At 63.3% G+C, this 24,654-nt stretch carries 21 protein-coding genes, 2 tRNA genes and 1 riboswitch; of the genes, 13 read left to right on the top strand and 10 right to left on the bottom strand.

Annotation, left to right across the window (positions count from 1 at the left end; all coding sequences use genetic code 11):
• Positions 1-2: 2 nt before the first annotated feature.
• Positions 3-2,138 (bottom strand): DUF2156 domain-containing protein, encoded by a 2,136-nt coding sequence (locus tag P3G66_RS18340; RefSeq protein WP_270007838.1) that lies wholly within the window; start codon positions 2,136-2,138, stop codon positions 3-5.
• A 139-nt stretch (positions 2,139-2,277) separates the two neighbouring features.
• Between P3G66_RS18340 and P3G66_RS18335 the strand changes: the two genes are divergently transcribed.
• The 11 genes from P3G66_RS18335 (at position 2,278) to gcvP (ending at position 12,222) form a co-directional block, all read left to right on the top strand.
• Positions 2,278-2,892 (top strand): CoA pyrophosphatase, encoded by a 615-nt coding sequence (locus tag P3G66_RS18335; protein WP_276116961.1) that lies wholly within the window; start codon positions 2,278-2,280, stop codon positions 2,890-2,892.
• A 109-nt stretch (positions 2,893-3,001) separates the two neighbouring features.
• Positions 3,002-3,601, top strand: a complete 600-nt coding sequence (locus P3G66_RS18330) for a CDP-alcohol phosphatidyltransferase family protein (RefSeq protein WP_030537518.1) — start codon at positions 3,002-3,004, stop codon at positions 3,599-3,601.
• On the top strand, positions 3,598-4,464 hold the full coding sequence (locus P3G66_RS18325; protein WP_003946177.1) for a DUF881 domain-containing protein: 867 nt from the start codon (positions 3,598-3,600) through the stop codon (positions 4,462-4,464). The genes P3G66_RS18330 and P3G66_RS18325 overlap by 4 nt, the downstream gene beginning before the upstream one ends.
• A gap of 13 nt (positions 4,465-4,477) precedes the next feature.
• Positions 4,478-4,828 carry a DUF1290 domain-containing protein gene (locus P3G66_RS18320; protein WP_003946178.1) on the top strand — a complete coding sequence of 117 codons (351 nt, stop codon included), beginning with the start codon at positions 4,478-4,480 and terminating at the stop codon, positions 4,826-4,828.
• Between the two features lie 3 nt (positions 4,829-4,831).
• Entirely contained in the window at positions 4,832-5,614 is a 783-nt protein-coding gene (locus tag P3G66_RS18315) for a DUF881 domain-containing protein (protein WP_276116960.1), read from the top strand.
• Between the two features lie 45 nt (positions 5,615-5,659).
• Positions 5,660-6,064: a glycine cleavage system protein GcvH gene (gcvH, locus tag P3G66_RS18310; protein WP_003946160.1), complete on the top strand. Its 405-nt coding sequence runs from the start codon at positions 5,660-5,662 to the stop codon at positions 6,062-6,064.
• A 211-nt stretch (positions 6,065-6,275) separates the two neighbouring features.
• Positions 6,276-6,770, top strand: coding sequence for a glycogen accumulation regulator GarA (gene garA, locus P3G66_RS18305; RefSeq protein ID WP_003946166.1), 495 nt, complete (start codon positions 6,276-6,278; stop codon positions 6,768-6,770).
• Positions 6,770-7,507 (top strand): MerR family transcriptional regulator, encoded by a 738-nt coding sequence (locus tag P3G66_RS18300; RefSeq protein WP_003946161.1) that lies wholly within the window; start codon positions 6,770-6,772, stop codon positions 7,505-7,507. The genes garA and P3G66_RS18300 overlap by 1 nt, the downstream gene beginning before the upstream one ends.
• Positions 7,508-7,600: 93 nt before the next feature.
• Positions 7,601-8,074: a bifunctional nuclease family protein gene (locus P3G66_RS18295; protein ID WP_003946194.1), complete on the top strand. Its 474-nt coding sequence runs from the start codon at positions 7,601-7,603 to the stop codon at positions 8,072-8,074.
• Between the two features lie 332 nt (positions 8,075-8,406).
• Positions 8,407-8,961 carry a MerR family transcriptional regulator gene (locus tag P3G66_RS18290; RefSeq protein WP_021344354.1) on the top strand — a complete coding sequence of 185 codons (555 nt, stop codon included), beginning with the start codon at positions 8,407-8,409 and terminating at the stop codon, positions 8,959-8,961.
• A gap of 220 nt (positions 8,962-9,181) precedes the next feature.
• A riboswitch (glycine riboswitch) is annotated at positions 9,182-9,310 on the top strand.
• Between the two features lie 53 nt (positions 9,311-9,363).
• Positions 9,364-12,222, top strand: coding sequence for an aminomethyl-transferring glycine dehydrogenase (gcvP, locus tag P3G66_RS18285; protein WP_276116959.1), 2,859 nt, complete (start codon positions 9,364-9,366; stop codon positions 12,220-12,222).
• A gap of 22 nt (positions 12,223-12,244) precedes the next feature.
• Here the strand turns inward: gcvP and P3G66_RS18280 are convergent, their stop codons facing one another.
• The 8 genes from P3G66_RS18280 to P3G66_RS18245 all read right to left on the bottom strand — a co-directional run bounded on the left by P3G66_RS18280 (position 12,245) and on the right by P3G66_RS18245 (position 21,449).
• Complete coding sequence (locus P3G66_RS18280; protein ID WP_047270501.1) at positions 12,245-13,393, bottom strand: metallophosphoesterase; 1,149 nt, start codon at positions 13,391-13,393, stop codon at positions 12,245-12,247.
• Positions 13,393-15,087, bottom strand: a complete 1,695-nt coding sequence (locus P3G66_RS18275) for a VWA domain-containing protein (RefSeq protein WP_230358693.1) — start codon at positions 15,085-15,087, stop codon at positions 13,393-13,395. The genes P3G66_RS18280 and P3G66_RS18275 overlap by 1 nt, the downstream gene beginning before the upstream one ends.
• A gap of 159 nt (positions 15,088-15,246) precedes the next feature.
• Positions 15,247-17,430, bottom strand: coding sequence for a malate synthase G (locus P3G66_RS18270; protein WP_064074336.1), 2,184 nt, complete (start codon positions 17,428-17,430; stop codon positions 15,247-15,249).
• Positions 17,431-17,582: 152 nt separating this feature from the next.
• Positions 17,583-18,833: a saccharopine dehydrogenase NADP-binding domain-containing protein gene (locus P3G66_RS18265; RefSeq protein WP_070161058.1), complete on the bottom strand. Its 1,251-nt coding sequence runs from the start codon at positions 18,831-18,833 to the stop codon at positions 17,583-17,585.
• Between the two features lie 44 nt (positions 18,834-18,877).
• Positions 18,878-19,309: a universal stress protein gene (locus P3G66_RS18260; protein WP_230358692.1), complete on the bottom strand. Its 432-nt coding sequence runs from the start codon at positions 19,307-19,309 to the stop codon at positions 18,878-18,880.
• A gap of 156 nt (positions 19,310-19,465) precedes the next feature.
• Positions 19,466-21,007 carry an SDR family NAD(P)-dependent oxidoreductase gene (locus P3G66_RS18255; protein ID WP_166810138.1) on the bottom strand — a complete coding sequence of 514 codons (1,542 nt, stop codon included), beginning with the start codon at positions 21,005-21,007 and terminating at the stop codon, positions 19,466-19,468.
• A gap of 108 nt (positions 21,008-21,115) precedes the next feature.
• Positions 21,116-21,201 (bottom strand) — tRNA-Leu (locus P3G66_RS18250).
• Positions 21,202-21,363: 162 nt separating this feature from the next.
• Positions 21,364-21,449 (bottom strand) — tRNA-Leu (locus P3G66_RS18245).
• A gap of 118 nt (positions 21,450-21,567) precedes the next feature.
• On the opposite strand from P3G66_RS18245, the gene P3G66_RS18240 reads away from it, so the two are divergent.
• Positions 21,568-22,920 (top strand): M20/M25/M40 family metallo-hydrolase, encoded by a 1,353-nt coding sequence (locus tag P3G66_RS18240; protein WP_003946170.1) that lies wholly within the window; start codon positions 21,568-21,570, stop codon positions 22,918-22,920.
• A gap of 65 nt (positions 22,921-22,985) precedes the next feature.
• Complete coding sequence (locus P3G66_RS18235) at positions 22,986-23,522, top strand: YbhB/YbcL family Raf kinase inhibitor-like protein (RefSeq protein ID WP_054827756.1); 537 nt, start codon at positions 22,986-22,988, stop codon at positions 23,520-23,522.
• Positions 23,523-23,580: 58 nt separating this feature from the next.
• On the opposite strand, the gene P3G66_RS18230 is transcribed toward P3G66_RS18235, so the two are convergent.
• Positions 23,581-24,651, bottom strand: a complete 1,071-nt coding sequence (locus P3G66_RS18230; RefSeq protein ID WP_007733393.1) for a quinone-dependent dihydroorotate dehydrogenase — start codon at positions 24,649-24,651, stop codon at positions 23,581-23,583.
• Positions 24,652-24,654 lie beyond the last annotated feature (3 nt).

Raw genomic sequence — 24,654 nt, 5'->3', positions numbered from 1 at the left:
CGTCAACTCTTGCTGGTGGCGAGCTTGATCAGCTGAGGAGCCGTTGCGTCGGGCAGGTATGCACGCGTCAGTGCGATTCCGATCCGAGGCAGGTCGGCCTCGTCGCGGAAACACAGGAAAACGGGTTCGTACCTCGGCTTGAACTTCTTCTTGAACGCGTGAAGAGACCGGAAGCCGTACAGCGGTTCCATCGCGGCTCCGAGCATGTCCAGCAGGCGGTCCATCGATGCGGCGTCGGCGCCGTCGTCGCTGCGTGCGAGCGGTGCTCCGGACAGTGAGACGAATTGGGCACCTTGTTCTTTGAACTCGAGGGCCGACGATGCGATGAGGAACTCGACCACCGGACGGAACCCGTCGGGACGTCGACGCATGACATCGAGTGTCCAACCCTGAACCACGCCGCCTTCGCCGTACACCGGCAACCACGAGGTGACGCCGTGAATGCTTCCGGTCGGGTCGACGGCCAAGCCGACCCGGACGTCGCGGTCGAGCGCCTCCTCGACGCTTCCGAGGGTGAACCCCATCTCGGGTAGCCCCTTGTCGCCCACCCATTCCTCGGAGATGGCGCGCACCTGAGCCAATACGGAGAACGGCTCGTCGGCCAATGTTGTCATCCGGAAGGTGATGTCGTCCTTCTTGGCCTTGTTGAGCGCCGAGCGGATGTCCTGCCAGGATTTACCGGTGAACTGCAGTTCTGGTAGGTCGACGATCGTGTCTTCGGCGACCTGAACGGTGCGCCAGCCACGCCGGGTGGCGGCGTCGGCTGTCTCCTTCCCCACGGAGAACAAGCAGGGAGTGAGGCCGTTGGCTTCGGACATCGTCGTGAATTCGTCCACCGCTGCGGCGAGTCGGTCGGGGTTCGCTATCGGATCGGCCAGGACCACGACGACACCGACATGCCGTTGGAATGCAACGACGCTCTCACCCGACTCGCCGAAGTAGTAACTGTTGCCGTCCCACGTCGTCATCCACGACATGGTTCCGCCGCCGTGCCGTTTGAGCAGGTCCCGAGCGGCGGCGCGCGGATCGTTCCCGGACAACGGCCCGCCTCGAATCTTGCGCCGCATCGGTACGTGAAAAGCGTGGCGGCCCTTGATCAACAAGATGAGTTCGAGAAGCCAGAGCAGCGCGGTACCGACCGTGACGGCGCCGGCGCTCTCGTAGTCGAAGAAGATGACCGAAACGAGGACGAGGGCGGTGGCCAAAACCGTCAGTGAACCGAACACCACGGCAACCCACCAGGCCCAGCGGCGACCTCGTCGCAACTGGTCCGCGATCAGGGCAACGATGACCACGTCGATCAATGCCGTCCAGCCCGAACCGGTTTCGGCTTCCGTCGGCCCGAACGGTCCGCTTCCGGGGAACAGCCAGACGGCGATCTCGACCACGCCGATCAGGAGCAGGCCGATGAATCCGAGCAGGCGGATCTCGCGTCGCGTTCGGGGGATGAACCCGCGCTCTCCGTCGCCGAAGAACTTCTCGCCCACCGGCAGGAATATCGCGACCGCGATGAGGTGCTGCACGTCGGCGAGGCGGCCTTCGAAGAGGAACGCGATCGCAATGTACGCACACAGAATGGCGCGCACTCGCATTCGCCAGGGCGAGCGGAGTGTTGCTGTGGTCGCGGCGAGTGCGGCGATGATTGCGGTAGTCACGCCGACGTCGCGGTGGGTGGCGAGGTTGCGAGCCCAATCCCAGTCGGTGTGGCTGCCCGCCCAGAGGAGGAGCGATGCACCGAGTTCGCCCGCCAACTGACCGCTGATCGTGACGATGGCCGCGTTCTTGGTTCCCAGGCGCCATTCGCACCAGCCGACCGCGAAGGCAAAAACGACGATGATCGAAACATACTGACCCGGCGTCAATCCGAAGAACCACCCCGTGACGAGAGTCCACCACTTGCCTTCCTGCAAGGCAGGAACTCCGTAGGCGATGTCGGTGAACCACGAGTAGGTACGGACGTGATTCCACAGGGCGCCGGTCGCGATCCCGACGACGGTGATGGTGAGCACGACGCTCGCGGTGAACGGCACACGCCGCAGGACGCTCAGCGTGTCGGAAGCAAAGCGAGAGGCCCGATTCGACGCGCCCGGCGCGCTCTGGTCGGTCTGCGGGGTGGGGGTCTGGGACTGCTCAGCCATCGAGGTTCTCTTCTCGCCATGCCGCACGGTGGATTCTGCCTGTTCAGCATGACAGGAATACAGACCGATAATCAGGCGAAGCGGCCAAAATGGACCAGACTGGCTGAGGGTCTCAGTCTCGTGGCGCTACTGTCGAGCCATGGTGAACGGAGATTTACTGAATCGGGACCACGTGGTCGCCTCACTTGCCGCTTTCGAACCTCGGTCGGTCGAATTGGACGGAAGGCGCTCGGCGTCGGTGGTCATCGTCGTCATGCGGACTGCGGACGGAACACCAGTGTTCCCGGTGACGAAGCGGCCGAGCAAGATGCGCGCCCACCCCGGTCAATTCGCGTTGCCGGGCGGAAGCGTCGACCCGGGCGAGTCGTCCGAACAGGCAGCGGTTCGGGAACTTTCCGAGGAGCTGGGTGTCGACGTTCCCGAGTCGAAGATCATCGGCCGGCTCGACGACTACGTCACTCGTTCGGGATTCGTGATCCGGCCGTTCGTCATGTGGTCGGGCGAGGACATCGGGGGACTGGTACCCAATCCCGACGAGGTGGCCCAGGTGTATGCCGTCACGTCGGACGAGCTCGACGTGGACTCGCGCTTCGTCACCATCGAGGAGTCACCGAACCCGGTGATCCAATGGCCGTTCCGAACGAGCCTGATCCATGCGCCGACCGGAGCCGTCATCTATCAGTTCCGCGAAGTGCTGAACGGACGGCACACGCGCATCGACAAGCTCGAGCAGCCGGTGTTCGCCTGGAGATAAGGGCAGCTCGACACGCTCGGGACAGTTCAGGCTACGGCGCCTCGGGGAATAGTCCGTCGTGCTGTGGAAAGCTGGCCGCACGGCAATCGAACGACGCGAGGTGTGTGCAGTGAACTCTGGCGAACAAGAACCGATCCCCACGGACCGGATTCTCACTGTTCCCAACGTGCTCAGTATCGTGCGTCTACTCGCTCTGCCACTGTTCGCCTACCTGCTGCTCGTCACGCACTCGGACGGCTGGGCATTGGCGCTGCTGATGCTCAGCGGGTTCACCGACTGGCTCGACGGCAAGCTGGCCAGAGTGCTCGGACAGACCTCGCGTCTGGGAGCGCTTCTCGACCCGCTGGTCGATCGTCTGTACGTCGTGACGACACTGGTCACCTTCGTCGCCCGCGATTTCATTCCCTGGTGGGTCGCAGCGATACTCATCGGCCGTGATCTTCTGCTTGCGTTGACGCTGCCGATCTACCGCAGGCGTGGCCTGCCACCGCCCGAGGTGGTTTATCTCGGCAAGGCTGCGACCTTCCTACTGATGTTCGCTCTGCCGTTGATTCTTGCCGGCCACGGAGACTGGGCCATCGGACCGTTCACCCATGCCTTCGGTTTCGCTTTCCTGATCTGGGGAACCGTCCTGTACGTGTGGACTGCCGCGATCTACGTGCTCAAGGCCGTTGACGTTGCGCGAACCCACGAGGTCGTGCCCCGATGAAGTCGACCGGGGAGGACGTCCGTCGTAACCCGGTACCGTCGCTGCTTCGCTCACTCATGACCGAACATCTCGACCCGGGCTACGAGGCAACTGCATTCGAACGCCAGCACGAGCACACCAAGAACAGATCCTCGAAGACGGGGCCGTGGCTGGCCCTCGGCGCACTGTTGATCGGGTTCATCGTCACGGTCTCGGCTGTTCAGGCGACGAAGCAGGTGACCGGCACCGAAGAGGTTCGAAGCGAGTTGGTGGCGAAGGTCCGTGATGCGGAGGATCGAATCGATTCACTGGCCGCGTCCCGCGATTCACTCGGCGGAGCCGTCGACGCCGCGCGCGGCGTGGCGCTCGAAGGCGATGCACGCGGCAGCGCCGTCCTCGACCAACTGCGAGCGGTCGAATCCGGCGCAGGAGCCGAAGCTGTTCACGGGGAGGGACTGGTGGTGACGTTGACGGACCCGGCCGGACGCCCGAACCTCTCGGATGCGTCGCAACGGAGTGTCGGCGGTAAGACAGTTGTCCTCGATCGCGATCTGCAGACCGTCGTAAACGCCCTGTGGGCTGGGGGAGCGGAGGCGATCGCCGTCGGCGGCGTGCGAATCGGGCCGACGGTGACCATTCGTCAGGCGGGCGGCGCGATGCTCGTCGACAACCAACCTGTTTTCTCCCCGTACCTCGTCGAGGCGATCGGAGACACGCGAGCACTGCAGCGGAAATTCGTCGTCAGCGACGCCTACGTGAGAATGTCTAGCGTCTCGCAACTGTACGGAGTCGGTTTCGCGGTGGCCGAAGACGATTCGTTGACTCTGCCGCCTGCGGCGCCTCGCGCCGTCCGAGTGGCAACAGAACCCACAGAACCCAAGTGACAGAAGGAGTTCGATGAAGGCCGGTTCCGCCCTGTACGGACTCGCAGCACTGGTCGTCGGCATCGTCCTGGGCGTAGTTTTCAGCCCGCAGGTGCCCGACGTGATCCAGCCCTATCTTCCGATCGCTGTCGTTGCGGCGCTCGACGCCGTCTTCGGTGGACTACGCGCGTATCTGGACGAAATCTTCGACGCGAAGGTGTTCGTGGTTTCCTTCGTCTTCAACGTGCTTGTCGCGTCGTTGATCGTCTGGCTCGGTGATCAGTTGGGTGTCGGTACTCAACTCTCGACGGCGATCGTCGTCGTGTTGGGTATCCGGATCTTCGGCAACGCAGCGGCATTGCGACGCCGACTGTTCGGAGCGTGAGTCATGGCGGAACATTCCACGACCGAACCGGAAGGAGAACCTCCCGTCACCACTGCGGGTGAAGGTCGTCACGAGTTGCGTTCACCGTCCAAACACCGCACCAACGTCGTCTTCGCAATCCTCGCTGCTGTGCTGTTGGGCGTGCTCGGCGTTGCGATTGCCACACAGGTACGCAGCACAGTGGCCGGAGATTCACTCGACGCCGCGCGCCCTGCCGACCTCCTGGTGGTTCTCGACAATTTGAATCGGCGCGAAGCCGCGCTGAGGCAGGAAGTCGCGAATCTTCAGGAATCGCTTGCCACTTTGGAAGCCGGTGGCAACACGGGAGCAGCGCTGGACGAGGCGCGGGCGCGGCTGACCTCACTCTCCATTCAAGTGGGGACCGCTCCGGCCACTGGACCGGGTGTGACGATGACCCTGACAGATCCGGCGGGCGGCGTCGGATCGGAAGTGATTCTCGATCTCATCCAGGAACTGCGTGCTGCCGGTGCCGAAGCCATCTCGATCGCAGGTGCGAACGGCGAACCCATTCGTATCGGCGTGAACTCGTGGGTGAGTGGGCGCGGCGGCGAGATCGAATTGGACGGAACCCGGATCGAGCAGCCGTACACTGTGACCGCGATCGGAGATCCGCCGACATTGGCGGCAGCGTTGAACATTCCCGGAGGCGTCTTCGACAATGTCGCACGCAATGGCGGAACGTCGTCCGTCGAGCAATCGCAGCAGGTCACGATCTCCGTCTTGCGACAATTGAATCCGCGCCAATACGCTCAACCCGGAAATTGATCTTTTTGCGTCCGACTTTCGGACGGCCTGTGAAAGGAAGCCACTGTGAGTGAGCTCGATACACCTACCGATCTGCGCTACACCGCGGAGCACGAGTGGGTGAAGCGAACCGGCCCGACCTCAGTTCGAGTCGGTATCACCGACTTTGCTCAGTCGCAGCTCGGTGACGTCGTGTTCGTCCAGCTTCCCGCTGTCGACGAAGACGTGACCGCCGGTGAATCGCTCGGTGAGGTCGAGTCGACCAAGAGCGTCTCCGACATCTTTGCTCCGTTCACTGCGAAAGTTCTTGCAGCGAACGGTGAATTGGACGGACAGCCCGACCTCGTCAACACCGACCCGTACGACACGGGTTGGTTGGTCGAACTCGAGGTTGCCGACGAGGCCACACTCGACGCCGCACTCGCGGCAACTCTGGACGCGGAGGCATACAAGGGACTCACGTCCGAGTAGAAAACCTGCGCGTGGACCGGCCAACTCGTGTTGTGTCGCGGCCTGTCTCGCTGCACACGGCGGTCTGCGCAGGGTACGGTCGTTAGGTACGCATGTGCCGAGTCGGGGCGCAGGGCCGTATCGAACGTGACTGTGAAAGATGCTCGTGAAGAAAGTGCACTGCGTAGTCCAGTGATTCATGATCTGGATGATTGACCCAGGAGGAGAAACAGTGAGCGAGAACGGTAACGACGCGGGCTATGGGGAGTCGCCGGCGGAGACCACTTCGGTTTTCCGCGCGGACTTCCTCAATGAGCTCGACAACACCTCCTCTGCAGCACCGGCCGCCGAGCAGCCGGTTTCGGGCGTGGAAGGCCTTCCCGCCGGAGCCGCACTTCTGGTGGTCAAGCGGGGACCGAATGCAGGATCCCGCTTCTTGCTCGATCAGCCGACGACGTCGGCAGGTCGGCACCCGGACAGCGACATCTTCCTTGACGACGTGACCGTCAGCCGTCGTCACGCCGAGTTCCGTCAGGAAGATGCAGATTTCCACGTCGTCGACGTCGGAAGCCTCAACGGCACCTACGTCAACCGTGAGCCTGTCGATTCGGCAGTTCTCGCGAATGGTGACGAGGTTCAGATCGGCAAGTTCCGTCTGGTGTTCCTCACCGGCCCTCGTGCCGGCGGTTCGCAGGTCGGCGAGTCGTCAGCAGGTGCGGGTAGCTAATGACGGCAGTGCGGCAGCAGAGCCAGCCCGGAATGTCGATTGGTTCCGTGCTGGATCGGTTGCGTCCAGATTTTCCCGACGTGACGATTTCGAAGATCCGTTTCCTCGAGTCCGAGGGCTTGATCAGCCCGCAACGGACACCGTCGGGATACCGCAGATTCTCTGTCGAGGACTGCGAGCGTCTTCGCTTCGTGCTGACCGCTCAACGCGATCAGTACCTGCCGCTCAAAGTGATCAAAGAACAACTCGAAGCGATCGACAGTGGCGCAGCGACGGTGAGTGCAGAAGTTCCTGCGCCTCGTCGTGCTCGCGTCCTGTCGATCGCTACGGGCGATGTCTCACCCGAGGCGTTCCGGGTCGATCGCGAAGTTCGAGTCGGTCGTCAGGATCTTCTCGCGCGCGCTGACATCGACGATCGGTTTCTGACCGATCTGATCCGCACCGGTTTGGTCGTTCCCGGCGCGGCGGGATTCTTCGACGAGGATGCCGTGACGTTGGCGCGCACCGCTAAGGCGATGTCCGAGTACGGCTTGGAGGTTCGCCATCTGCGGGCGTTCAAGTTGGCTGCTGATCGCGAAGCGGGGCTGGTGACTCAGATCGCCGGACCGGTTGCCAAGGGTCGTGACGCCGGAGCACGTGATCGTGCCGAGGAAATGGTGCGGGAGCTGGCCGCTCTGTCACTGACTTTGCACACGTGTCTGGTCAAATCGGCAGTTCGGGGAAGTCTCGATCGCTGAGTTCCTCGATCAGCGGGGCACACTCGAATAGAATTTCAGTACGACCGCATCGGAGTCGGTCGGCTGGATCACGTCAGGTTGGAGGCAAGCTCGATGGGCGAAATGCGTGTGATCGGAGTTCGTGTCGAGCAGCCTCAGAATCAGCCGGTCCTGTTGCTGCGAGAGTCCGACGGCGATCGGTACCTGCCGATCTGGATCGGGCAAACCGAAGCTACCGCGATTGTTCTCGAACAACAGGGAGTCGAGCCGGCGCGGCCGCTGACTCACGACCTGATCAAGATCTTGATCGAATCTTTCGGTCGGAGCCTCAAGGAAGTTCGGATCGTGGACCTGCAAGAGGGCACTTTCTACGCGGATCTCGTCTTCGACGAGCAGACCACTGTCTCGGCACGTCCGTCGGACTCGATTGCATTGGCCCTGCGCATCGGCGTTCCGATCTTCGCGTCGGAGGCTGTTCTCGCCGAGGCCGGTCTGGTCATTCCCGACGAGCGCGAAGACGAGGTCGAGAAGTTCAAGGAATTCCTCGACACCATCTCGCCGGACGATTTCAAAGCCACTGATGGTTAGCCTGAATTGACTGGTTGCGGACTTTAGTCTTCAACTCTCAAGTAGAGGTTGAGTCTCGGTCGGCGTGTTGCGTTGACCATGCACCCTCCTGGACTTACCGTTGCGTGCGGTGGAGATCTTCTCGCCTTGTCGATCGAGGCGTACTCTGGGTAAGTCCACTCATGGAATTACCTGCCTTGGATTCACATCTGAAAGTTCGGTCGGCACGGGATTCTCGTGACTGCTGATAGCACAGGTTGGTTACATGATGGCGAAGCGAGAGGGAGACGGCAGTGGAAGAACAGTCGAATGAGAGCGGGACGGGCATAGCCGGTAGTGCCGCGACTGCAGAAATGTCTTCCGAAGAGCTGCAGCCGGGCCTGTTCCCGGACGATTCCATCCCCGACGACCTCGTCGGATATCGAGTACCCAGTGCGTGCCAGATCGCCGGGATCACGTACCGCCAACTCGACTACTGGGCACGGACGTCGTTGGTTGTTCCGTCGATCCGTGGCGCTGCCGGATCCGGAAGCCAACGTCTGTACTCCTTCAAGGACATTCTCGTTCTGAAGATCGTGAAGCGTCTGCTCGATACCGGCATCTCACTGCAGAACATCCGCGTTGCCGTCGATCACCTCCGTAAGCGTGGCGTCCGCGATCTTGCCAACATCACTCTGTTCTCCGACGGCACCACCGTGTACGAATGCACGTCCCCCGAAGAGGTCGTCGACCTCCTCCAGGGTGGGCAGGGCGTATTCGGCATCGCAGTCAGTGGCGCGATGCGTGAACTCACCGGAACGATCGCCGACTTCCCCGCCGAGCGGGCCGACGGCGGTGAAAGTGATCCCAACCCGGAAGACGAGTTGGCTTCGCGACGCAAGAATCGCGCCAGCCGCAAAACCGGATAACGTACGTCACATCTCTTTGGAGGATGCCACGGTGCAGGTAGGCGTTTCGGTCAACTAGACTGGGCCTGCGTCGCCGGCGTACGGGAGAGCCTCGGATACCGATTCACCGAACTTGTCTTTGTTTCAGTCTTTGTCTCAAAGGTCAGTCGTGAGCGGGATCAGGGCGCCGAAGGAGCAATACCTCCCCGTCAATCTCTCAGGCACCAAGGACCGTACGGGCTCCGACGCCTCTGGAAAGCGGTGGGACAACCCACCCGCCGACGGGGAAAGGTTGTGGCTTCCGCCTTCGGCGGATCACTACCGAATCTCTCAGGCGCTCGGGAATCGAGCATGCGACAGAGGGGGAGGAACACACCGCAGTTCGGTGTGTGTCCTGATCCTCCGATCTGTCTGGGAGTTGTCGTGATCGACGCTGCAAGCCGTATATTTGCCGACCGCCATGTCGGTCCGAACGCCGCGGAACTCGCGCGCATCCTCGAACTCGTCGGGGTCGATTCACTCGACGAACTGGCAACCAAGGCCGTTCCCTCCGTCATCCTCGACGCTGCCCCGAACGGCATCGCTGCCGGACTCGACGCTCTGCCGCTTCCGGTCGGAGAGCACGAGGCACTTGCCGAACTGACTGCACTCGCAGCCCAGAACACCGTCGCGACGTCGATGATCGGCCTCGGCTACTTCGACACGTTGACGCCGCCGGTGTTGTTGCGCAACATCATCGAGAACCCGGCCTGGTACACCGCGTACACCCCGTATCAGCCGGAGATCAGCCAGGGCCGTCTCGAAGCCCTCCTCAACTTCCAGACCATGGTCGCCGATCTCTCCGGCATGGAACTGGCAAACTCGTCGATGCTCGACGAGGCCACCGCCGCTGCCGAAGCCATGACGCTCCTGCGCCGCGCGAACCGCAGCAAGTCCCCACGATTTGTCGTCGACGCCGATCTCTACCCGCAGACCCTCGCCGTCATCGAGACTCGCGCCGAGCCGCTCGGCATCGAGATCGTCTCTGCGGACCTCACCGCTGGTCTTCCGGAAGGTGACTTCTTCGGCGTCATCGCCCAGATCCCAGGTGCCTCGGGACGAGTCGTCGATTACACCTCGATCATCGCGGAAGCTCACGAGCGCGGCGCACTGGTTGCCGTCGGCGCAGACCTCCTCGCGATGACGCTCATCACCTCACCCGGTGAGCTCGGCGCGGATGCGTGCTTCGGAACCACCCAGCGTTTCGGTGTTCCCATGGGATACGGCGGACCGCACGCCGGTTACCTGGCCGTGCACTCCAAGCATGCGCGTCAGCTGCCCGGCCGCTTGGTCGGCGTCTCCATCGACGCCGACGGAGACAAGGCGTACCGCCTGGCGCTGCAGACACGTGAGCAGCACATTCGCCGCGAGAAGGCGACGTCCAACATCTGTACCGCTCAGGTGCTCCTCGCCATCCTCGCTGCGATGTACGCGAGCTACCACGGCGCCGAGGGACTCAAGGCGATTGCGTTGCGCGTCGCTGCCCGCGCACACGCGTTGGCAAACGGCCTGCGCGAAGGCGGCGTGACCGTTGTCCACGATTCGTTCTTCGACACCGTGCTCGCTCAGGTTCCGGGCAAGGCGGCCGACGTCGTCGCTGCGGCCAAGGAATCCGGGATCAACCTGCGTCTGGTCGACGCCGATCATGTCGGTATCTCCTGCGACGAGGCCACGACCGCCGACCACGTCCTTGCCGTGCTCGACGCGTTCGGGATCGAGGATGCTGTTGTCGCCATCGAAGCCGAGGGCAATTCGGTTCCGGCTGCTCAGGAGCGCACCTCCGACTACCTGCAGCACGAAGCCTTCACCCGTTACCGTACGGAAACGGCAATGCTTCGCTACCTGCGCGCGCTGTCCGACAAGGACATCGCCCTCGATCGCAGCATGATCCCGCTGGGTTCGTGCACCATGAAGCTCAATGCGACCGCCGAGATGGAATCCATCACCTGGCCCGCGTTCAACGCGATCCATCCGTTCGCGCCGACATCGGATGCGCCCGGTCTGCTGAAGATCATCAAGGATCTCGAAGACTGGCTGGTCGCGGTCACCGGCTACGACAACGTCAGCCTGCAACCCAACGCCGGCAGCCAGGGGGAATACGCGGGCCTGCTCGCGATCCGCAACTACCACCTCAGCCGGGGCGACGACCACCGCGACACCTGCCTCATTCCGTCGAGTGCTCACGGCACCAATGCGGCTTCTGCCGTCATGGCCGGGATGCGCGTCGAGGTTGTCGCCTGCCGTCCCAACGGTGACGTCGACGTCGACGATCTGCGCGCGAAGATCGCCGATCACGCCGAGCGTCTCGCCGCGATCATGATCACCTACCCTTCAACGCACGGTGTCTACGAGCACGAGATCGCCGACATCTGCGCAGCGGTACACGACGCCGGTGGCCAGGTGTACGTCGACGGCGCCAACCTCAATGCGCTTGTCGGCCTTGCCCGTCCGGGCCGATTCGGCGGCGACGTCAGCCACCTGAATCTGCACAAGACCTTCTGCATCCCGCACGGCGGCGGCGGACCCGGCGTCGGCCCGATCGGTGTGCGCTCACACTTGACGCCGTTTTTACCCGGACACCCGATGGCCCCCGAACTCGGTGGTAGAGGAACGATCTCGGCAGCGCCGTATGGCAGTGCGTCCATTCTGCCCATCACCTGGACCTACATCCGGATGATGGGTGCTGCGGGCCTGCGCCGCGCCAGCCTGACCGCCATCGCGTCGGCCAACTACATCGCGCGTCGACTCGACGAGTACTTCCCGGTTCTCTACACCGGCGAGAACGGCATGGTCGCGCACGAGTGCATCCTCGACCTCCGTGGGTTGACCAAGGACACCGGCGTCACCGTCGACGACGTGGCAAAGCGTCTGGCCGACTACGGTTTCCATGCTCCGACCATGAGCTTCCCCGTGGTCGGCACACTGATGGTCGAGCCCACCGAGAGCGAGAACCTCGAAGAGATCGACGAGTTCTGCGAGGCGATGATCGCCATTCGCGGCGAAATCGATCGCGTCGGAGCGGGCGAGTGGACGGTGGAGGACAACCCGCTACGCGGTGCTCCCCACACTGCGGGAAGCATTGCAGAGCAGTGGGATCACCCGTACTCGCGTGAGATCGCCGTCTTCCCGCGTGGCAAGGCTCGCCCGAAGGTGTGGCCGTCCGTGCGTCGTATCGACGGTGCACATGGCGACCGCAACCTGGTCTGCTCCTGCCCGCCGATCGAAGCGTTCGCAGGCAACTAAGGCGTGTGCCCGCCGGAGATCATCACCTCTCGCGTACGAGTTCGAGAACAGTGATCTCCGGCGGGGCGCCGACGCGTACCGGCGGACCCCAAGCCCCGGCGCCACGCGTCGTGTACAGCACTGTGTTTCCGACCCTGTCCAAGCCTTGCACCGAAGGCTGCTGCAGCGGAACGAGATACCGCAGCGGCCACATCTGACCGCCGTGAGTGTGCCCGGACAGTTGCAGATCGATACCCATCTCGGATGCCTCGATCGCTTGACGCGGTTCGTGCGCGAGAAGCAAGGCGAAAGTATTCGGATCGCGACCTGCGAGCGCGGCAGTCAGGTTCGGCTCGTACGGGGCCGGCGACGTGTAGTCGTGGATGCCCACGATGTCGATGGTATCGCCGCCATGCTGGATCGAGGTGCGGCTGTTGCGAAGTGTGGTGATCCCCAATGTCTCCCACACGTCGAGCCATTTGCCGCCGTCGTCGGCGTAGAACTCGTGGTTTCCGCTGACTCCGAAGATTCCGTCGGGCGCCCGAAGATCGGCGAGCGGAGCAAGATCGGGAGCAACTTTCGCGACGGTTCCGTCCACGAGGTCGCCGCCGATCGCGATCAGATCGACATTCTGCGAGTTCACGATATCGACCACCTTGCGGGTGAAGTCGACCCCGCGGGCCGGTCCCACGTGCAGGTCGGTGATCAAGGCGATCCGGTATCCGTTGAAGCCCTCAGGTAGGCGAGCGAGCGGCACGCGGACGCGGGAAATCTTGGGGCCCGACGCCTCGTAGACGCCGTAGCCGGCGGTGCCGATCGCCGCGAGAGTGACTGCTGCCGTAGCCAACTGCAACGTACGACGCTTGGCTGGGTCGACTTCGGTCGTGGTATCCGTGTGGCGTGCACGTAGTCGACCGATCCCGGCGAACAGGCCGATCACGAGCAGTCCGGGAATCAGATACAGCCACGAAGCCAGCCAGACCCATCCGACAAATCCGATCGGTCGCGCCCACGATGTCGGAAAGACTTCGCCGCTGCCGACCCCGATGAGCGTCGAGACCGCCAAGACGACAAGCGCAGTGTCGGCGAGACGAGCCCATCGCCTCGGGATGCCGGTGGCGCGAACGAGTCGGCGATGCAGGAACCAGGTCAGAAGGGCGAGAAGGACTGCAAAAACCGCGACGCGCCCCATCAGGACAGCATCTTGGTCACTGCGGCCGCGAGAGCGGGGTCGGACGTCGAATCGACCCGAACCAATGTTCCGCCCGTCCGATCCGAGACGTCTTGGAGTGTGGAGACGTCGTCGCCCGCACCGACGACGATCACGTCGACCTGTACCGGACGCGACGGATTGCCCGCAGCGGCGATCGCGCTGAGCAGTTCGGCTCGCGTCGTGGCGGATTCGTCAGGCGTACTCGAGGTGATCAGCAGCACCGAGTTGACTCGCCCCGCGTCGAAACCGTCCACGGCGGCTTTGTAGGAGCTGGCAAGCGCCGGGTATTTGGAGGTCTTTCCGCCGGCCCGAAGCCCGTTGAGGAAATCGGTGATCGTGGCACGCCGATTCGGCTCGGACAGTGAACCGCCCGGAACCAGGATGCGCTCGGACGGTTTTCCGTCGGTGCCCGTGCTGAACTCGCGAAGGCCGATGTCCGAAGCGTCAGGGCTGCGACCCAATTGGGTGTTCACCGCCGAGGCAACGTTCGCCAAGCGGGTAGTGCCACCGTCGTCGGTACCCATCGACGCCGACGTGTCCATCAGGATGGTGGCACTACGCGGCGAGACCGGGTTGGCGACTATGTCACCGAGCGCCGCTGCGGTCTCCGCCGAAGCCGGTTTCAAAGTGGACGAGATCTTGGCCGGGGACACCGCCCCGAGATCGGGAAGGTCTTGGCCCTCGACCCGGAAACCGGCGCCGACGAACAACTGTGACTGATTCGGCTCACGCATGAAATCGGCAAACTGTGCCGCTGCGCGCGACGCGGTTTCGTCGATCCCGCTGCCCGAGACGATGACCGCCGGATAGTCCGCGACTGGCGTTGCGCCGGCGGGGGAGTACGTCGTCATCGCCGCGTTCGCGCTCTGCGCTATCGACTGTTCCGTGGCCGGAACGGCTTTCACCGAATCCGGTGTTCCGGCGCTCAGTGCTCCGAGGGCTTCGGCGGTGGACGAGGGGGGAGTCGGCAAGGATTGGAACTGCAACGCCCGTGCACTGAGCGCAGCGTTGACCTGCGCGGACTTCGCCTGATCCGTCGTGACCGGTCCGGCACCCGCATCGGCGACGTCGGCAGCGATCGCCTGTGCAGCCATCGAGGTTTCGGTACTTCCGACCGGCAGGGCGACCGTCAGATCGGAAGGCAAAGACTTCCAACTCGATGCTGCGCCGGCCAATGCTGCCGCGGTCTCGGGACCGGCTGCCAGAACGATCGGGGAACTCGCGAGCGAGCGAGGATCACCGTTGATCACGGCCTTGCCCGACAGTGGCGCGAGTTCGAACGAACTCGTCGGGATCCACAGGGAGGGACGTGGTCCCAATGCTGCGTCGTCCCAGGGGGCCGCCGGACCGGCTTCGAGTGCCGTCGAGACCGACGCGGACGGCGCACCGTGCACCACGACGGCGATGCAGTGATCACGCACCACCGGCGAGGTCTGGGTGTACCGCTTCGCCAGTTCCTCGACCTGTGGGGCTATGGACGGATCCGCGGTGACGTCGAGTGTCTTGTTGCCCTCGACGCACGTACCGGCTGCCTGCTGTCCCTGATCGTCGATCCGGTTGCTGAGGGCCTTCCATCCGAAGAAGCCTGCCACGATCAAGACGATCAGCACGACGACGAGAATCGGCCCCTTACTGATACCTCTGGCGCCTGACCCGCCGCGATGTTCGCCCACGTACCTTGCCCTACCTTGGTCACTCGAAGAATGTCTGTTGAACGGACTGTGTCCTCGGCCAGTCTAGTGACGAAACTTCGGGGCCTACGCGAACAGCCTCGACACCGGGAGCGGTGCCGAGGCTGTTCGGGTTCAGCTTCGAGTTCGAAGAAGGTGAAATCAGGCGTTGGCGGCCTTGTACTCGCGGCGGCGGCGATGCAGGATCGGCTCCGTGTATCCGCTGGGCTGCTTCGCGCCTTCGAGGATGAGTTCCTTGGCAGCCTGGAACGCGATGTTGGAATCGAAATCAGGTGCCATGTTGCGGTACTCGGCGTCGCCCTCGTTCTGACGGTCGACAACCGGGGCCATGCGCTCGAGTGCACTGACAACGTCGCTCTCGCTGACGATGCCGTGACGCAGCCAGTTGGCGAGTAGCTGGCTCGAGATGCGCAGCGTGGCGCGATCCTCCATGAGCGCGACATCGTGGATGTCGGGAACCTTGGAGCAGCCAACGCCCGCGTCGATCCAACGGACCACGTAGCCGAGGATGGACTGGCAGTTGTTGTCGAGCTCTTCCTTCTTCTCCGCGTCCGTCCAGTCGGTGCTGGGAGCGAGCGGGATGGTCAGGATGTCGTCGACGCTCGCACGCGGCTTTCCCTTCAGGCTGTCCTGAACAGCGAACACGTCGACGCGGTGGTAGTGCGTCGCGTGCAGCGTTGCGCCGGTCGGCGAAGGTACCCATGCGGTGTTGGCGCCGGCCTTGGGGTGACCGATCTTCTGCTCGAGCATGTCTGCCATCAACTCGGTCATGGCCCACATGCCCTTGCCGATCTGAGCCTTGCCCTGCAGACCGCAGGCCAGACCGGTGTCGACGTTCCAGTCCTCGTACGCACCGATCCACTTCTGCTTCTTCATCTCGGCCTTGCGGACCATCGCGCCGGCTTCCATGGAGGTGTGGATCTCGTCGCCGGTGCGGTCGAGGAAGCCGGTGTTGATGAACACCACGCGGTCGACGGCTTCCTTGATGCAGGCAGCGAGGTTGACCGTCGTACGACGCTCCTCGTCCATGATGCCGACCTTGAGCGTGTTCTCCGGAAGCCCGAGGACCTGCTCGACACGGCCGAACAGTTCGGTGGTGAAGGCAACTTCCTCGGGACCGTGCTGCTTGGGCTTGACGATGTAGATCGAGCCGGTGCGGCTGTTGTCGAGCGGTCCGTTGGCGTCACTGATCGAGAGGCCGTGCACTGCACAGGCACTGGTGATCAAGGCGTCGAGGATGCCCTCGGGGACCTCGTTGCCGTCGGCGTCGAGGATCGCGGGGTTGGTCATGAGGTGACCGACGTTGCGGACGAACAGGAGCGAACGACCGTGCAGGCTGAGTTCGCTGCCGTCGACTGCGGTGTACTTACGGTCGCCGTTGAGCGTGCGGGTGAAGGACTTGGCGCCCTTCTTGATCTCCTCGGACAAGTCACCACGGTTGAGACCCAACCAGTTTCGGTAGCCGACAACCTTGTCGTCGGCGTCGACAGCGGCGACCGAGTCCTCGAAGTCCATGATCGTGGTGACGGCGGATTCGAGAACGACGTCCTTGACGCCGGCGGCGTCGGTGCTGCCGATCGGGGACGAGGCGTCGATCTGGATCTCGGCGTGCAATCCGTTGTTCAGCAGCAGGATGCTCGTCGGTGCGTCCTTCTCGCCGAGGTAGCCGACGAACTTCTCCGGCTGGGCGAGCGTGGTGACAGTACCGTCTGCCAACGTGATCTTCAGTTCACTGCCGTCGACAACGTACTTGGTTGAATCTGCATGCGATCCCGACGCGAGAGGTGCTGCCGCATCGAGGAATTCACGCGCCCAGGCGATGACCTTGTCGCCGCGGACCTTGTTGTAGCCGGAACCCTTCTCGGCGCCGTTCTCCTCGGAGATGGCGTTGGTGCCGTACAGCGCGTCGTACAACGAACCCCAGCGGGCGTTGGACGCGTTGAGTGCGAAGCGCGCGTTGAGGATCGGCACGACCAACTGCGGGCCGGCCGTCGAGGTGATCTCGGTGTCGACGTTCGCGGTGGTGACCGAGAATTCGGCAGGCGTCGGCAGGAGGTAGCCGATTTCCTGCAGGAACGCCTTGTATGCAGCGGCGTCGATGGGAGCGCCGGCGTGATCGCGATGCCACTGATCGATCTGAGCCTGCAGATCGTCACGCTTGGCAAGCAAGTCGCGGTTCTTCGGTGCGAGCTCGGTGATGACCTTGTCGGCGCCGGCCCAGAACGTTTCGGCGTCTACACCGGTGCCGGGAAGAGCCTCCTCGACCACGAAGTCGTAGAGAACCTTGGCAACCTGAAGACTGCCGACCTGAACGCGCTCAGTCATGAATAGCCTCACTTTTCCGAAAGCGGAGCATCACATATGGATGCCATGAACCAACATCAATGTTACCTGGGAGTATTCCCACCGCTGTCCGCGCCCTGAGCTGCGATAATCGGGCGCGAAGAGCTGAAACGATCAAGTGAAATTCGTTCTGTCTAGAGTTTGCGCGCGGAAATCTCGAAACCAGCCGCGCGTAGACGCTCGACCAGGACGTCGCCGAGCGCTGTCGCTGGAGTCAAAACGCCGGTGGCCGGGGGAAGAGCCTTTTGGTCCTTCGCCAACGACAACGCAGATTCGCCGAGCATTACCGCCGTCGCGCTGTATCCCGGGTCGCCCTTCGCCTTCACTCGTGAGGTGTATCGGGCGCCGGTCGTGGTCGTGGTGAACACGTCGAGCGTGAAGTGGCCCTTCTTCTGGGTGCTCTCGCTCGGACCTTCACCGGGAGCCGGCAATACCTTGTCGAGAAGGAAGCGCGTCGGGGGAAGGGCGAGTCCGGCGACCAGCGCACCGAGGCCGACCGCCACGCCGCCCGCAATCACCGGTGACACCACCGAAGAGCCGACACTCATCACCTCGCTGTACTTGAACTTCTTGCCGTACGCCCACTCTCGGAGCGCATTGCTGCGACGGACGACTCGTGTGTTGTACGACGCCATCACGAACGGCGCTTTCCACCCCTTCAGCGAAGGATCGATCTTCTTGCCGTCGACCACGCTCACGTCGCTCTGGCGTCCGAGTTCGGGCTCCCGATCACGATCGGGGCTCAGCGAGTACGGCGAGGCAGCAAGTTTCCGCAGGCGCGCATCGTCTTTCGACACGTCGATCTGGTTGCGAAGCGAATCGATGGTGCCACCGCTCACGCCGCCGCGCAGGGCCGTGACCACCAGGGTGGTGTCGGTGAGCTCGCCGGCGCCGTCGGCGGCGACCTTCTCGTGCAGGACGTGAACTCCGAGATCGGAAGGGATGGAATCGAATCCGCAGGAATGGACGATCTTGGCACCGGTCGAGACCGCCAGCTCATGGTTGTCGTCGATGCTCTCGCGGTGGAACAGCACCTCACCGGTCAGGTCGACGTAATGAGTTCCGGCGGAGGCGCATTCGTGAACAAGGGCGTGGCCGTACTTGGCATACGGGCCGACCGTGGTGGCGACGACCCGGGTTCGCTGGGCGAGTGCCCTCAGCGCCGTGGCGTCGTCGGCTTCGGCGATGATCAGGGGGAGATCGGCAGCGGCAGTACCCAGATCGGCGCGAGTGGCTGCCAACTTCTCGAGGGAGCGGCCACCGAGGCCGATCTTCGTGCCTTCGGGAGCATGTTTGACGAGGTAGTCGGCGAGAAGCTTACCGACGAAGCCGCTCGCTCCGTAGACGATGATGTCGAGTTCTCGGGCGGGCGAGGTTCCAGTCATGGAGCCAGCCTACAAACGAGTAGTCGAAAGTGATGTGACCGCGGTCACTCGGCGGGGAGGGGCTCCTTCACGACGAGGATCGGAGCCTCGACTTCGAGCAACAGGCGTTGCAGCGGGCGTTCGAGCAGGAACTTGCCGATGGGGGACATCCGGCGTGTTCCGACGATCAGGAGATCGACACCCGCGCCGTGGACCAGGTCGACGAGCGCGGTAACCGGATCGCCGTCGTGCTCTGTGGTGCGCAGATCCCACTTCGTCTCCGAGAATCCACCGGCGTCGAGCGCTGACTGGATCTCGCCGCGAAGAGCGGCCCGATCGTCCTCGGTGTCTCCGAGGTTGACCGTGCCTCCGATGTTGACGTCGTCCAGGACGTGCAGAACCAGCAGTTCCTCGCTTCGACCCACGGATTCCCGTGCAGCGGCCACGATTGCGGCACGGCCTTCCGGGCTGTCCTTGTGTACGACGGCGATCGTCATGGTTCCTCCGAGTCGGTGAGCAGTGTCGGCTCCATTATCGCCTGCAATGCTGTGCTCTACCTGAAATGAGCTACTCGACACGGGGGTTCGGGGGTGACGAGATCGCCACATCGGGGCGGCTGGGTGCTGCCCATCACGAATGCGGCGTGCTGCCGATCACCACGGCGAGGGTTTGTAGTCCTTGAGGAAGCAGCCGTGCAGGTCGACGCCCAGTTCACCCTGAACGATGGGGTCGTAGACGCGGGCGGCACCGTCGACGAGGTCGAGTGGTGCGTGAAAACCTTCGTCGGCCAACCGCATCTTGGTGAAGTGTGGGCGTTCGTCGGTGATCCAGCCGGTGTCGACGGCGGTCATGAGGATGCCGTCGTCGAGCATTTCCTTGGAGCTGGTGCGGGTCAGCATGTTCAGTGCTGCCTTGGCCATGTTGGTGTGCGGGTGGCCAGGGCCCTTGTACGCGCGGCTGAACTGGCCTTCCATGGCGGAAACGTTCACGACGTACTTGCGTCGCGCAGCGGACGCAGCCATCGACGGGCGCAAGCGCGAAACGAGGATGAAGGGCGCGACCGAGTTGCAGAGTTGGACTTCGAGAAGCTCGATCGGATCGACCTCTTCGACGGTCTGAACCCAGCTGTTGGTGTGCGCGAGGTCGGGCAGCAGCCCGCCCGCGTCGATGGCGATGCCCTGCTCGATGCGATCGGGTGACGCCGACTTGGCGACGAGGGCGAGTGAACTGACCGCGTCGGCGGACAGATTTCCGGAGGTGATGCTTGCGACGTCCGACAGCGATCCGGCCAGAGCCGCGGGGTGGGCGTCGCTCGTCTTGCCGAAAGTCAGGACATCAGGCAGTTCACCGGCGGGAAGCGCACCGGACTCGGCGTCGACCAGAGCGCCGTAGGCACCGGGGGAGCGTCGGACGGTTTGCGCGGCGTTGTTGATGAGGATGTCGAGTGGACCCTGTGCGGCAACGGAATCCGCGAGTGCAACAACCTGGGCGGGGTCGCGGAGGTCGATGCCGACGATGCGCAGACGGTGAATCCAGTCGTTGCTGTCTTCCATCGCTTTGAATCGGCGGATCGCGTCGTTGGGGAATCGCGTCGTGATGGTCAGATGTGCGCCGTCACGCAGCAGGCGCAACGCGATGTACATGCCGATCTTCGCGCGGCCGCCGGTCAGAAGTGCGCGTCGGCCGGTGAGATCAGTGCTGGCATCACGTTTGCTGCGGCTGGTGGCAGCGCAATCGGGGCACAGTTGGTGGTAGAAGGCGTCGACTGCGGTGTAGCGCTGCTTGCAGATGTAGCACGGCCGCGCCTTGATGAGCGTTCCGGCGGAGGCGCCGGCGGTGTTCGACTTGATCGGAATGCCTGCGGTCTCGTCGTCGATGCGATCGGGTGAACCGGTGGCAGTCGCAGCGACCACTTGGCGGTCGGCTTCGTTGACGGCTGCGCGCGAGGCGAGGCGACGCTTCTTCTTGAGTCGCTTGAACAGATGGCCGACAGCGCGCTGCATGGTGATCGAATCGGGATGCTCGTCGTCGAGTTCGGCGGCTTCGGAAAGGACCTTCAGGCAGATTTCGAGTTCCGCGGGGTCGAGTCCGGTGAGTTCGGCTCGAGCAGATTCTGAATCGGCTGTTTCCAGCGAATCTGCCTGCAGTGCATCCGACTTCTTGGTGTCTGTATCCACTTCGAACTTCTGTTCCATCTCGATCGCCGCTCGCGCGGACTGTTCCCTGGTGCGGGAACTTCGCCAATTACGAGAAAAGCTCCGGTTCGATGAACCGGAGCTTTTCCTGTCTGTCTCAACACAGAGTGTCCGAGGGGGGACTTGAACCCCCACGTCCGTTAATAGGACACTAGCACCTCAAGCTAGCGCGTCTGCCATTCCGCCACTCGGACTCGGCCCCGATTTCTCGGTGCTGGGAAAGAGTATCCGATGCCATCCCCAGGTCCCAAATCGCCCCACTGCTGTGCGCCTTTATTAACCGCCGGGGGTTAATAAAGGCGCACAGCAAAAAGACCCCAGCCTGATCAGGCTGGGGTCTTTCTGCTGTATTCGAGTGTCCGAGGGGGGACTTGAACCCCCACGTCCGTTAATAGGACACTAGCACCTCAAGCTAGCGCGTCTGCCATTCCGCCACTCGGACTCGGCCCCGATTTCTCGGTGCTGGGAAAGAGTATCCGATTAGGTGAGCTGCCCCAAATCGCCAGGTTGCGGGGCATTCCGGTCGCCCGCGTCGTTTGATTCGATGGTAGGAAAGTGGAATGACCACAACCCCGAATAATCCGAATCCGAGCAGAGCCGAAGCAGAAGTAGTCGAACTGGTCAGTTCCCTCATCCGCTTCGACACCTCGAACACGGGAGAACTCGAAACCACCAAAGGCGAGCGTGCGTGCGCGGAGTGGGTTGCCGCGCAGCTTCAAGAAGTCGGTTACGAGACGGAATACGTCGAGTCCGGAGCACCCGGCCGTGGGAATGTCTTTGCTCGCTTGAAGGGAGCCGAGTCGGGTCGTGGTGCGTTGATGCTTCACGGTCACCTCGACGTAGTTCCGGCCGAGCCCGCCGACTGGAGCGTCCATCCCTTTGCCGGCACCGTCCAGGACGGTTACGTCTGGGGGCGCGGCGCCGTGGACATGAAGGACATGGTCGGGATGATCCTGGCCCTCGCCAGACAGTTCAAGGCGGAAGGCGTCGTACCGCCGCGTGATCTGGTGTTCGCCTTCGTGGCAGACGAGGAAGCGGGCGGAAAGTACGGATGCCAGTGGCTGGTCGAGCACCGCCCGGATCTGTTCGAGGGAGTGACCGAGGCCGTGGGTGAGGTCGGCGGTTTCTCGCTGACGGTTCCGCGGCCTGACGGAACCGACCGCCGTCTCTACCTCGTGGAGACTGCGGAAAAGGGCCTCGGTTGGATGCGTCTGACTGCCAAGGGACGCGCCGGACACGGCTCCTTCCTCCACGACGACAACGCAGTCGCGACACTCGCCGGCGCGGTCTCGAGGCTTGCTGCCCACCAGTTCCCGATCGTGATCTCGGATTCGGTCGCGGAGTTCCTGACCGCCGTCGGCGAGGAGACCGGATTGGACTTCGATCCGGGATCACCCGACATCGACGGGACTCTCGCGAAGTTGGGGACGATCGCCAACATCATCGGGGCGACGTTCCGTGACACGGCGAACCCGACGATGCTCAAGGCCGGATACAAGGCGAACGTCATTCCGCAGACTGCCGAGGCGGTCTTCGACTGCCGCGTGCTGCCGGGCCGGCAGGCCGAATTCGAGCGCACGGTGGACCAACTGATTGGTCCCGACGTGACCCGCGAGTGGATCACCAAGCTGGATTCGTACGAAACAACGTTCGACGGCCACCTCGTAGACGCCATGAACGAGGCGATCCTCGCCCACGATCCGGAGGCTCGCACAGTTCCGTACATGCTCTCCGGCGGAACCGACGCGAAGGCATTCGCGAAACTGGGCATTCGCTGCTTCGGCTTCGCACCTTTGCAGTTGCCGCCCGAGCTGGATTTCAGCGCGCTGTTCCACGGCGTCGACGAGCGAGTTCCGGTGGACGCACTACTGTTCGGGACACGTGTTCTGGAACATTTCCTGCTCAATTCCTGACGAGCACGTAGATAGATCCGTGAGCTCGACGCACATCGAGCTCTCTTGTCACAGAAAGGATTCGCATGGCGCACGATCCGTACGAACCATTGCCGAAGTTGCCGAGTTTCGAGCTGACCAGTGACGACATCACTGCGGGCCAGCCGCTGAAGCTTGCTCAGGCCAGTGGAGCCTTCGGTGTCCCCGGTGGCGAAGACATCTCACCGCAGCTCTCGTGGTCCGGCTTTCCGGCCGAGACGAAGAGCTTCGTCGTGACGGTGTTCGATCCGGACGCACCGACGGCGTCAGGATTCTGGCACTGGGCCGTGGCGAACATCCCCGCTTCCGTCACCGAGCTCCCCGCCGGTGCCGGCGCGGCGGACAGCGATGTCCTGCCCGCCGGAACCGTCACCCTCCGCCACGACGGTGGTGGGTTCGGTTTCATCGGTGCAGGCCCGCCTCCCGGGCACGGTCCGCATCGCTACATCGTCGCGGTGCATGCCCTCGACGTGGAGGCGCTCGACGGAGTCACCCCTGATTCGTCGCCGGCGTTCCTCGGTTTCAACGTGTTCCATCACGCGATTGCGCGTGCAACCTTGACCGGGACGTTCGAGGTCGAATAGTCACTATGCTGTGCGCCTTTATTAACCGCGGGCGGTTAATAAAGGCGCACAGCAGTTTCTAGCGAGGGTTCTCAGCACCGACTGCCTGGGCGATCGACGAGAAGCCGGCTGCGCGGACCCGCTTGGCTATCCCCTTGTGGATGCTGCGAGCCCAGAACGGTCCGCCGTAGATGAAGCCGGTGTACCCCTGCACCAGCGTCGCGCCGGCGAGGATGCGTTCCCACGCCTGGTCGGCTGTCTCGATACCGCCGACCGAGATGATGGTCATCTTGTCGCCCACTCGGGCGTACAGGCGCCGAAGTACTTCGAGCGAGCGGTCGGCAACCGGTGCACCGGACAGCCCGCCAGCGCCGAGTGCAGCTACCTCGGCATCCGGGGTCTTCAAACCGTCGCGGCGGATCGTGGTGTTGGTCGCGACGATTCCGGCAAGTCCGAGTTCGATTGCCAGATCGGCGACCGCGTCGACGTCCTCGTCCGAGAGGTCGGGCGCGATCTTCACCAGTACCGGCACGCTGACGGTGTCGAGCACGGCCTGCAGGATCGGGCGCAGTGATTCGACGGCCTGCAGATCACGGAGTCCAGGTGTGTTCGGCGAGCTGACATTCACGACCATGAAGTCGGCCAGCGGACCCAGAAGCTGCGCGCTGGCGGTGTAGTCGGCAGCGGCGTCGGCGGCTTCGACGATCTTGGTCTTGCCGATGTTGGCACCGATCGGCACCGTGACGCGGCGCTGTCGCAGGAAATTCGCCGCGTGACCAGCGCCGTGGTTGTTGAAGCCCATCCGGTTGATCAGAGCGCGGTCGGCCGGAAGACGGAAGAGACGCGGCGCGGGGTTACCGGGCTGAGCCTGGGCCGTCACTGTTCCGACCTCGGCGAAACCGAATCCCAACGGGCCCCAGGCGTCGACTCCGGTGGCGTCCTTGTCGAATCCTGCGGCGAGGCCGAGAGGTGCCGGGAACGTCAGACCGAATGCCTGACTCCGCAGAACCGGGTCGTCGACGACAAGGACTTTTGCGACCAGCCAGCGAAGGGGAGCGAACCGTGTCACCAGTTTCATCGCGGTGAAGGCAATGTGGTGGATGCGTTCCGGTGGGACCCGGAACATCAGGCTCAGCAGCAGTTGGTACACGAT

It is taken from the genome of Rhodococcus sp. C3V, assembly GCF_029269915.1.
In the GTDB taxonomy this organism is placed as follows: domain Bacteria; phylum Actinomycetota; class Actinomycetes; order Mycobacteriales; family Mycobacteriaceae; genus Rhodococcus_F; species Rhodococcus_F qingshengii.
This window is presented reverse-complemented; position numbering and strand designations above follow the sequence as displayed.